At 65.9% G+C, this 9,617-nt stretch carries 10 protein-coding genes and 1 other RNA gene; 2 read left to right on the top strand and 9 right to left on the bottom strand.

Annotated elements, in window-relative coordinates; translation table 11 throughout:
- From QZ184_RS00435 to QZ184_RS00425, 3 genes are all read right to left on the bottom strand, one after another.
- The coding region (locus QZ184_RS00435) for an ATP-dependent Clp protease proteolytic subunit (RefSeq protein ID WP_296417656.1) at positions 1–389 on the bottom strand (389 nt) is incomplete at its 3' end.
- A gap of 36 nt (positions 390–425) precedes the next feature.
- Positions 426–1,103, bottom strand: coding sequence for an ATP-dependent Clp protease proteolytic subunit (locus tag QZ184_RS00430; protein ID WP_010318134.1), 678 nt, complete (start codon positions 1,101–1,103; stop codon positions 426–428).
- Between the two features lie 32 nt (positions 1,104–1,135).
- Positions 1,136–2,323 carry a TRAM domain-containing protein gene (locus QZ184_RS00425; RefSeq protein WP_247479341.1) on the bottom strand — a complete coding sequence of 396 codons (1,188 nt, stop codon included), beginning with the start codon at positions 2,321–2,323 and terminating at the stop codon, positions 1,136–1,138.
- Between the two features lie 10 nt (positions 2,324–2,333).
- Between QZ184_RS00425 and hemW the strand changes: the two genes are divergently transcribed.
- Positions 2,334–3,593 (top strand): radical SAM family heme chaperone HemW, encoded by a 1,260-nt coding sequence (hemW, locus tag QZ184_RS00420; RefSeq protein WP_296417654.1) that lies wholly within the window; start codon positions 2,334–2,336, stop codon positions 3,591–3,593.
- On the opposite strand, the gene panB is transcribed toward hemW, so the two are convergent.
- A complete protein-coding gene (gene panB / locus QZ184_RS00415) occupies positions 3,496–4,332 on the bottom strand; it encodes a 3-methyl-2-oxobutanoate hydroxymethyltransferase (RefSeq protein WP_010318131.1) in 837 nt (278 codons plus the stop codon). The genes hemW and panB overlap by 98 nt on opposite strands.
- A 45-nt stretch (positions 4,333–4,377) precedes the next feature.
- Between panB and ffs the strand changes: the two genes are divergently transcribed.
- Positions 4,378–4,474, top strand: an RNA gene (gene ffs / locus QZ184_RS00410) — signal recognition particle sRNA small type.
- A 64-nt stretch (positions 4,475–4,538) separates the two neighbouring features.
- Here ffs and ftsZ read toward each other — a convergent pair.
- From ftsZ to miaB, 5 genes are all read right to left on the bottom strand, one after another.
- Positions 4,539–5,648: a cell division protein FtsZ gene (gene ftsZ / locus QZ184_RS00405; protein ID WP_010318129.1), complete on the bottom strand. Its 1,110-nt coding sequence runs from the start codon at positions 5,646–5,648 to the stop codon at positions 4,539–4,541.
- Positions 5,649–5,787: 139 nt separating this feature from the next.
- A complete protein-coding gene (locus tag QZ184_RS00400; protein ID WP_296416326.1) occupies positions 5,788–6,624 on the bottom strand; it encodes an FtsQ-type POTRA domain-containing protein in 837 nt (278 codons plus the stop codon).
- On the bottom strand, positions 6,621–7,031 hold the full coding sequence (locus tag QZ184_RS00395) for a hypothetical protein (protein ID WP_010318124.1): 411 nt from the start codon (positions 7,029–7,031) through the stop codon (positions 6,621–6,623). Before QZ184_RS00395 ends, QZ184_RS00400 begins: the two co-directional genes overlap by 4 nt.
- Positions 7,028–8,122 (bottom strand): D-alanine--D-alanine ligase family protein, encoded by a 1,095-nt coding sequence (locus QZ184_RS00390; RefSeq protein ID WP_296416327.1) that lies wholly within the window; start codon positions 8,120–8,122, stop codon positions 7,028–7,030. Before QZ184_RS00390 ends, QZ184_RS00395 begins: the two co-directional genes overlap by 4 nt.
- Before the next feature lie 53 nt (positions 8,123–8,175).
- A complete protein-coding gene (gene miaB / locus QZ184_RS00385; protein WP_296416328.1) occupies positions 8,176–9,561 on the bottom strand; it encodes a tRNA (N6-isopentenyl adenosine(37)-C2)-methylthiotransferase MiaB in 1,386 nt (461 codons plus the stop codon).
- Positions 9,562–9,617: the final 56 nt, after the last annotated feature.

Genomic DNA, 9,617 nt, shown 5'->3' with positions numbered 1-9,617 from the left:
CCCAGGGGCTGGTGAATCATGATCCGGCTGTGGGGCAGGGCGAGCCGCTTGCCTTTGGTGCCGGCGCCGAGCAGGAAGGCACCCATGGAGGCCGCCAGGCCCACGCAGATGGTCACCACGTCACTCTTGACGTACTGGATCGTGTCGTAGATCGCCAGGCCCGCGGTCACCGAGCCACCCGGGGAGTTGATGTACAGGTAGATGGGCTTGCTGTTGTCATCGGAGTCGAGGTACAGCATTTGCGCCACCAGGCTGTTGGCGATGGCGTCGTTGACCTCAGAGCCGAGGAAGAGGATGCGCTCCACACCGAGGCGGGTGTAGATGTCGACCCAACGCTCGTACTGGCTACCGGGAAGGCGGTAAGGAACGCTCGGGGTACCGATGGGCATGGCTGGTCGGGTGAGTGAAGAACGGGGAAAGAGAAATCAGCCGATGCCGCCTGGCACGGGTGAGGGGAGGTCTTTTTGGCTCGTCAGGACCCGATCGATCAGGCCGAACTCCACCGCCTGCTCGGCGGTCAGGTAGGTCATCCGATCGGAGGCCTTGGAGAGTTCTTCGGTGCTCTTGCCGGTGTTGGCCGCGAGCATCTCGAGCATGGTGCGCTTGTTGTGCAGCACCTCCTTGGCCCGGATCTGGATGTCGCTGGCCTGGCCGCGGGCGCCGCTGCGGGGCTGGTGCAGCACGATCGAAGCGTGGGGCAGAGCAGCCCGGTGGCCCTTGGTGCCGGCGCTCAGGATCATCGCCGCGGTGCCCATCGCCTGGCCGATGCAGATGGTGTGCACCGGCGGCTTGACGTAGCGGATCGTGTCGGCGATGGCGAAGGCCTCGGTCTCAAAGCCGATGGCATCGCCTGAGTACCAGCTGGTGCCGGTGGAGTTGATGTAGAAGAAGATCGGCTTCTCCGGGTTGTCGAACTCCAGATAGAGGAGCTGGGCAATGATCAGCTCGGTGACGTCGATGCCCATCTGACGCTTGGCATCGTCATCGCTGAAGAGGGGCAAACCCAGATAGACGATCCGCTCCTTCAGCAAGAGGGAGGGAAGGTCAGGCGGTGGGGTGCGCATCACGGCCGAATCGCCGTAGTAGGGGGCTGACACCGACATCCGCGGATCCACTGCTGGCATGAAGCCGGAGCCTAGCGGGGGTTGGCGGGGTCCTGATCGCCTTTGCCGCCGCGTTTCCCGCTGGCCTTGCTGCGATTGCGTGCATTGCTACCGCTTCCCTTTGGAGGAGTGGGGCCTGCGCTCTCGGTTCCCTCCCAGCCATCGCGCTTGGCGAAGACCATCCGGCCGGTCGGGGTCTGCAGCGCGCCGGTGACGGTGACCTGCAGGCGCTCGCCGCTGAGGCCGTGGCCGCCATCGACCACCACCATCGTTCCGTCCTCCAGGTAGCCCACCCCCTGGTGGGATTCCTTGCCATCGCGGACGACCTTGATGCTGAGTTCATCGCCCGGCTGCACCTCAGGGCGCAGGGCGATGACCAGTTCGCTGAGGTTCATCACCTTCAGCTCCTGCACCTCGCCGACCTTGGCGAGGTTGTAGTCGGCCGTCAGCAGGGTGCCGCCGGTGTCGGCGGTCAGCTTCAGCAGCTTGTCGTCGACACCGTTGCCCTCGTAGCGGGTGGTGTTGACCACCAGGCGACGCCCGTAGCGCTCTCTCAGGTTGCTCAGCAGCTTGAGGCCGCGGCGTCCCTTGCCCCGTTTCTCGGTGTTGGAGGAGTCGGCCAGGGCCTGCAGCTCATCAATCACCGCCTGGGCCACGATCACCTGACCTTCCAAAAGCCCCGAATCGAGCAGGCCGCGGATGCGGCCATCGATGATCACGCTCGTGTCGAGGATCTTGGCGCTGGCGGGCATCAGCACCCCATCGGCCACCAGCAGGGCTTCGGTGCTGTTGGGGTTGAACAGGCGCAGCAGGGTGCGGCCATGCACCTCGGCGAGGTTGTAGCCCGAGACGCCAAAGAAGACGTTGGCCGCAATGGCCGCCAGCGGCTTCACCAGCACCAGCTCCCAAGGCAGGGAGAGGAACAGGATGGGGGAGATCAGCAGGTTGGCCACCAGCAGGCCCAGGATCAGACCCACGGCCCGGCTCACCAGCAGATCGGTGGGCATGGTGCGCACCTGCTCCATCAGCCGGCGCCGTAGGCGCTGGAAGACAAAGCCCGCGAAGAGGCCCGCTAAGGCGCCGCCACCGCCCAGGATCCAGCTCAGCTGCTCCAGGTTCTGGATGCGGATTAACTGTTGCTCTGGCAGTAGATCCACCCCGAGCCAGCCCGCGGCGGCTCCGGAGATCACGAACAGCACCAGGATGAGGGTGTCCACCATGGCGGGTGCTGTGGCTGCCAGTCGCTCGGAAGCAGCATGCCCTATTGCGGCGGGTTTGGCCCAGGGAGGTAACCGGCCTCTCCCGCGCAGCGCCTACCTGCACATTCCGTTTTGCCATCGCCGTTGCTTCTATTGCGACTTCCCGGTGGTGCCCCTGGGGGATCGAGCCGGTGGGGCGCCCGGGCAGTCCGGCAGTCGCTCGATCGAGGCCTATCTGGAGCTGCTCTGCGGGGAGATAGAGGCCTCGCCGGCTGGACCGCCCCTCTCCACCATCTATGTGGGGGGCGGCACTCCCTCAATGCTGACGGCCGAGCAGCTGCAGCGTGTGCTGCGGAGCTTGAAGAGGCGCTATGGCTTCGCGGCGGGGGCGGAGATCAGCCTGGAGCTGGACCCCGCCAGCTTTGATCAGACGCGCCTGCAGGGCTATCTCAGGGCGGGGGTCAATCGGGTCAGCCTGGGCGGCCAGAGTTTTGATGACGACGTTCTGGAGCGTCTGGGGCGCAGGCATCGCCGTAGGGACCTCCTCGAGGCAGCCGCCTGGCTGCAGCAGGCGCGCGTCCAGGGGGAACTGAGCAGTTGGAGCCTGGATCTCATCCAGAGCCTGCCGGGGGCGACGGTCGAGCACTGGCGGGCGCAGCTGCAGCAGGCCCTCGCGCTGGAGCCCCCCCACCTCTCGGTCTACGACTTGATCGTGGAGCCCGGCACGGTGTTTGAGCGGCTGGAGTCCAGCGGTGAATTGCAGCTGCCTGAGGAGGACCTCTCCGCCGATTTGATGGAGCTGACCGCCGGCACCTTGGCAGCGGCTGGCTTTGGCCACTACGAGATCTCGAACTACGCCCTGCCGGGCCATGCCTCGCGCCACAACCGCGTCTACTGGAGCGGTGCGGGCTGGTGGGGCTTCGGCATGGGGGCGACGGCTGCCCCCTGGGGGGTGCGGCAGCCGCGCCCCCGCACCCGTGAGGGCTACGCCGCCTGGCTGCAACGGGACCCTGGCGAGCTTGGGCCTCCCCAGCCCATGCCCAACGATGAGCGGGTGATGGTCGGTTTGCGCCGGCGTGAGGGTGTCCTGCTCACGCCGCTTCTGGCAGGGCTCGATCCGGCGGGACTGATGCAGCGCTGGCAGCCCTATCTGGAGCGTGGTCTGCTCCGCCGGGAAGGCCAGCGCTGGCGGCTCAGTGATCCAGAGGGCTTGGCTCTGAGTAATGCGGTGCTGCGGGAGTGGTTGGAGTGGTGGGAGGAGCAGGCTGAAGGCCTCCCACCCAGCCCCTGAGGGCGTCCACACAGAGCTCGCGGCCCTGCAGCAGGGGCGGGCAGAACGGTGGTTGTTTGGCGGTGAGACCCAGGAGGTCGGCGGTCACCCGCACCTGCCCGTCGCACTGTTCACCGGCGCCAATGCCAATGACGGGGATCTGGAGCTCTTGGCTGAGGGCGCCGGCTAACTCGGCGGGCACATGTTCGAGCACCAGCGCGAAGCAGCCGGCGGCCTGGAGGTCGCGGGCTGAGCGCTTGAGGCGCTCTTGGCTAATGGGGTCCTGGGCCTGGCGCCGGTAGCCCAGGCGATGGACCGACTGGGGGGTGAGGCCCAGGTGTCCCATCACGGGGATGCCGGAGCGCACCAGCCGATCGACAACGGCCAGGGTTTCCGGTTCCCCGCCCTCGAGTTTGACGGCGGCAGCGGGGCTGTTCTTCAGCACCTGTCCCGCTGCGGCCACGGCCTGATCGAGGCCGCACTGGTAACTGAGGAAGGGCAGATCCGTGATGATCAGCGGCTGCTGGTTGGCGGGGCGCTGCAGCCCGCGGCCCACGGCCCGGGTGTGCATCACCATCTCCTCCAGGGTCACCGGGAGGGTGGTGGCATGGCCGAGGACCACCATCGCCAGAGAGTCGCCCACCAAGATGGCGTCCGCCCCGGCCTCTTCCACGAGGGCCGCTGAGAGGGCATCCCAGGCGGTGAGCACGGCGATGGGCCGGCCCTCCTGCTTGCAGGTGAGTAGATCAGCAGGTCGCACCCGGCGATCACCTCATGGACGGGGGCTCATTGCTAGCATCCGACCGACTCGGACCCATGCGGCCCGGACGCCCAAATCTGGTCAGGACCGGAAGGGAGCAGCCACACGGGATGCTCTTGGCAGGCGTGGACTCCGGGTCACCCCATTTCAACGGCAATAAAAAAGGGGCCCCAGGGGCCCCTTTTTGCTGGTTCTCAGTCCAGAACTCAGTTGTTGTTCTGGCGGTTGAGCAGGAAGGAGGGGATGGCTGCACCGGGCAGATCGCCTTCGCCGCTGTCGCCGGCCACAAAGCTGTTCAAGGGCCGCTCGGGGCGATAGGCGCCGCCGCCTTCGAAGCCTGTGGCGATCACCGTGACGTGGATCTCGCCTTCCAGCTTCTCGTCCACCACGGCACCAACAATGATGTTGGCCTCGGGGTCGACCACGTCGTAGATCACCTCAGAGGCGGTGGTCATGTCCTCAAGGGTCATGTCCTTGCCACCGCTGATGTTGATGACGCAGCCCTTGGCGCCGTCGATCCGTGCGGACTCCAACAACGGGCTGTTGATGGCGGCCTGGGCGGCTTCGCTGGCGCGGGAACGGCCGGAGCCGACGCCCAGACCCAGCAGTGCGGTGCCCGCGTCGTTCATGACCGAGCGCACATCGGCGAAGTCAACGTTCACCAGGCCGGGCTTGGTGATGATGTCGGTGATGCCCTTCACGCCCATCCGCAGGACGTCGTCGGCGGCGCGGAAGGCATCCTGCAGGGGTGCACCAGCAATGGCTTCCCGCAGCCGGTCGTTGGGGATCACGATCAGGGTGTCCACATGCTCGGACAGGCGGGCAATGCCCTCCTCGGCCTGACGCATACGGCGGCGCCCTTCAAAGCCGAAGGGCTTGGTGACGATGCCCACGGTCAGGGCGCCGCATTCCTTGGCGACTTCGGCCACAACCGGAGCGGCACCGGTGCCGGTGCCACCGCCCATGCCAGCGGCGATGAAGACCAGGTCTGCACCCTGGAGGGTCTGCGCCAGGTCGGTACGGGATTCTTCAGCCGCTTTTTGGCCGATGGCCGGGTTGCCGCCGGCCCCCAGGCCGCGGGTCAGCTTTTGGCCGAGCTGAACGCGCTGTTTCGCTGCCGACTGCAGCAGGGCCTGGGCATCTGTATTGAGTACGCGGTATCCAACGCCCTCGAGATCCGAGAGGATCATGCGACCAACGGCATTGCTGCCGCCGCCGCCGACGCCGATCACCTCGATGCGAGCGGACTGGCTAGGCACGATCCCCGCAGAACCATTGCTGGTGACGGCACTGAGGCCCTCGGGTGCGATCTCCATAGCCGGTGCAGTGCCGTTGGTGCTTCGCTGCATTATGTCGTTGTTCCTGCCAATCACAGGCCTAGATCGGCATACCTTTGCCGGCAAAGGGCTTTAGCGCAACGCCCTGTCACCGTTTACGGGTTTTTGCCCCGGAGCTTCAGTCCGCTGCGGGCGGGGGTGTTTTGGCCGCCTTCGGCACCGGTTTGGCCGGTAGGCCCAGTTCGGGTTGATCCGGATCGCTGAGGTCAATGGACTTCAGCTTCAGATTTTTGATTTGACCGGGGAGCTCTGAGGAGAGGTGGCGCAGAACATCCAGGCGCTTGGCCAACTTGTCATCGGTGGGTCCGAGGTGAATGTCCCCCAGGGCCGCGGTGCGGAGCCAGAGGCTGCCATTGGGTTCAAAGCGCACCTGCAGCAGCGGACTGCCCAGGGCATCGCGCTCGGCCAGGACCCGCGAGAGTGAAGGGCGGAGACGCTCCTGCCAGCCCAGCACCATCACCGTTGGTGCGGCCGCCGGGGCGCCAGCGGATTGCTGACGGCGGGTCATCCAGTTCCCCAGGCGATCGACGTAGCCCATCTCAAAGCCCTTGCGGGTTCGGCGTTGGGCCTGGGCAACGGCCTCTCGATCCACCAGGGAGATCTGGAGCCGAGGGGGGAGCATCAGGCGGTTGACCTGGACCTGCTCGACAGGCAGGCCCGCCGAGAGGCGTTGGGCCAATCGCTTGGGCTGCAAGGTCAGCAGTTGCAAAGGGAGTTGAAGGTCCCCCTCACGGATCACCTGGGCTCGGCTGACCTGCCGGCTGCCAAGGACTTCGATTTGGTCTGGATCACGCACCACCCAGCCCTGTTGCAAGAGCCCCCAGCCCAGGGCCCCGGCACTGCCGGCTAGCACGGTCACGCGCCAGATCTGCTTCAAACGCTCTTGCCGCCGTTCCTGCCGGAGCTGGCGTCTGCGCTCGAGGGCTTGGCCCGAGCGCGAGGAGGCTGCGCTCACAACTCGCAGCGGGAGCGGGACATCAGCTGATCCCGCCAGCGGCGTGCGCGCTCAGCATCGGCAAAGGGCACATCCGCTTGTTGGCCACCGCCCATCAGCCGCAGACGGCAGGCACCCTGCGCTTCCTCGGTCAGGGGCGCTTCCCCGGAACCCAAGGCCAAGAGGTCGACCTGATCGAGTCCCTTGACCTCAAAGCTGCCCTTCTCGTTGAGCTTTCCCGACTCGAAGACGCACCAGGCGATGGTCCCGTCAATCAAGCGAGCGCCGCCGCCGTCGTCCAGCTTGGAGAGCTCGGCACCCTCAGCCCAGGCCCGAAACAAATTTTGGCGGCGGCGCTCCAGCCAACCGAGGGCGGTGATCAACGGAAAGATCACCAACAGAGGCAACCAGATCAGACCGTGACTCATGCCGCTTCGGTCCTCCTGGAGTGGCTGGGCTGCGCCGATTCTTGCGCCAGTTGCACCAATTCGTGCACCAACTCCTCAAGCGGTAACCCTGTTTTGGCCCAGAGCATCGGGTACATGCTCTGGCTGGTGAAGCCCGGCAGGGTGTTGATTTCGTTCAGCCAAAGGGCGCCACTGGCCTGCTCATAGAAGAAGTCCACCCGGGCCAATCCGGAGGCGCCGACCGCACGGCAGGCGGCGATGGCCATCGTTCGGGCCCGCTCGCTGAGGGCCTCGGGCACCTCCGCAGGAATCACCGTGTGGCTTTTGCCGTCGCTGTATTTGGTGTCGTAGTCGTACCAGTCGGCGTCAAAACAGATCTCGCCGAGCACGGAGGCGCGCATCTGCTGCCCCCCAAGGACTGCGCACTCCAGTTCCCGGGCTTGGATGCCCTGCTCCACCACCATGCGGGGATCGTGCTGGGCCGCCAGGGCAAGGCCTTGCATGAGCTCAGCGCGGTTGCTCGCTTTGCTGATGCCAACGGATGAGCCCAGGTTGGCGGGCTTGATGAAGCAGGGATAACCGAGCTGCGCTTCCAGCTGCTGAACCAGCGCCTCCGGTTGCTGCTCGAGCTCCTGGGCATCGACGCAGGCGTAGGGCACCTGGGGCAGTCCCGCCGCAGCGAAGGCCGCCTTCATCGCCTGTTTGTCCATGCCGACGGCCGAGCCCAGGACCCCCGAGCCCACAAAGGGCACCTGCATCAGGCTGAAGAGCCCTTGGATCGTCCCGTCTTCTCCGTTGGGCCCGTGGAGCACAGGGACCCAGAGTTCAACGTCCAGGGCCCCTTCTGGAAAGCCTTGAAAACCAGGCCGCAGGGGTGCGGCGGGCAGTTCGCTGCGTTCGGCTGGTGTGCCCTTGGCCAGCACCGCATCGGCCACCGCCGGCGGCCACCAATGGCCCCATTGGTCGATATAGAAACAGTCGAGCCGATAGCGCTGGGCGTTGGCCCCGGAGCGCAGGGCAGCGGCGACGGTGTTGGCCGAGCGAATCGAGACGGCGTGCTCGCCCGAGACACCCCCAAACACCAAACCCAAATTGATGGTTTCGGAGCTCATAGGGGCGTCAGATCAGGGGCCAAACGTATCAGTGATTCCGCCCTTAGCCAGCGTCAGGACAGGGCGATTCCGCTGAGGGAGAACGCCCGGACCTCCTCGATACGAACCTCCACCAGATCGCCGGCTTGCCACTGGCCTCCAGAGGCGCGGGCGGCGGGGAAGAAGGTCAGGCGGTTCGTGCGGGTTCGCCCCATCACCTGGTCCGCCTGTTTGGGATTCACCCCCTCAACGAGGACCTGTTCGGTGCGGCCGGCGTAGCGCGCGCTGCGCTCCTTGGCCTTGCGCTCCACCAGGGCGTTGATCTCCTGGAGCCGTTGCACTTTCACCTCTTCGCTCAACTGGTTGGGCCAGTCGGCCGCCGGGGTGTTGGGGCGGGGGGAGTAGGCGGCGGTGTTGACCTGGTCGAAGCCGATCTCGTCGATCAGATCGAGGGTGCGCCGGTACTGCGCATCGGTCTCACCGGGGAAGGCCACGATCACATCGGCGCTGATCGAGGCGTCGGGCATGCGATCGCGGATGCGGTCGATGATCCGGCGGTAGCGATCAATCGTGTAGCCCCGGGCCATGGCCTTGAGCACGTCGTCGTCTCCGCTTTGGAAGGGGACGTGGAAGTGCTCACAGACCTTGGGGAGATCTGCGCAGGCGTCGATCAGGCGCTCGGTGAAATAACGGGGGTGGCTGGTGGCGAAGCGAATCCGCTCGATGCCCTCGACGTCGTGGACGAACTGCAGCAGATCCGTGAGGGTGTGCTGACGGCGCCCCTCCGGCGTGATGCCAGGCAGATCGCGGCCATAGGCATCGATGTTTTGCCCGAGCAGGGTGATCTCTTTAAAGCCCTGGGCGGCCAGACCCTCCATCTCAAGCTTGATGGCCTCGGGCAGGCGCGACTGCTCTTTGCCGCGCACCGAGGGCACGACGCAGTAGGTGCAGCGCTCGTTGCAGCCGTAGATCACATTCACCCAGCCGCAGATGCTGCTGTCGCGGCGGGCGGTGGTGATGTCTTCAAGGATGTGGTGCTCCTCGGTGGCCACCACCTGTTGGCCCTGCTCCACCTGGCTGAGCAGGACATCGAGGCGATTGGCGTGCTGCGGCCCCATCACCAAGTCCAGTTCCGGCACGCGGCGGAGCAGCGATTCCCCCTCCTGTTGGGCAACACAGCCGGCCACCACCAGGGTCAGGTTGGGGTTGACGCGTTTGCGCTGGGCCTGGCGGCCCAGATAGCTGTAGACCTTCTGCTCGGCGTTATCGCGGATCGTGCAGGTGTTGTAGAGGACCAGATCGGCCTCGAGTTCAGCCGTGGCTTCGCTGTAGCCCATCGATTCGAGGATCCCGGCCATGCGCTCGGAATCCGCCTTGTTCATTTGGCAGCCGAAGGTGGTGATCCAGTAGCTGCCGCGTCCCGTCGTGGACTGGGGAGCGCTCAGTTGTGTCGCCGTCATGCCACCAGTTTCCGGTATGGGCGGCGCGGGGGTGCGATCCGTGCCAGCTTGAAGGG

The sequence above is a fragment of the Vulcanococcus sp. DEBay_Sum22DG08_74 genome, assembly GCF_017852955.1.
In the GTDB taxonomy this organism is placed as follows: domain Bacteria; phylum Cyanobacteriota; class Cyanobacteriia; order PCC-6307; family Cyanobiaceae; genus Vulcanococcus.
This window is presented reverse-complemented; position numbering and strand designations above follow the sequence as displayed.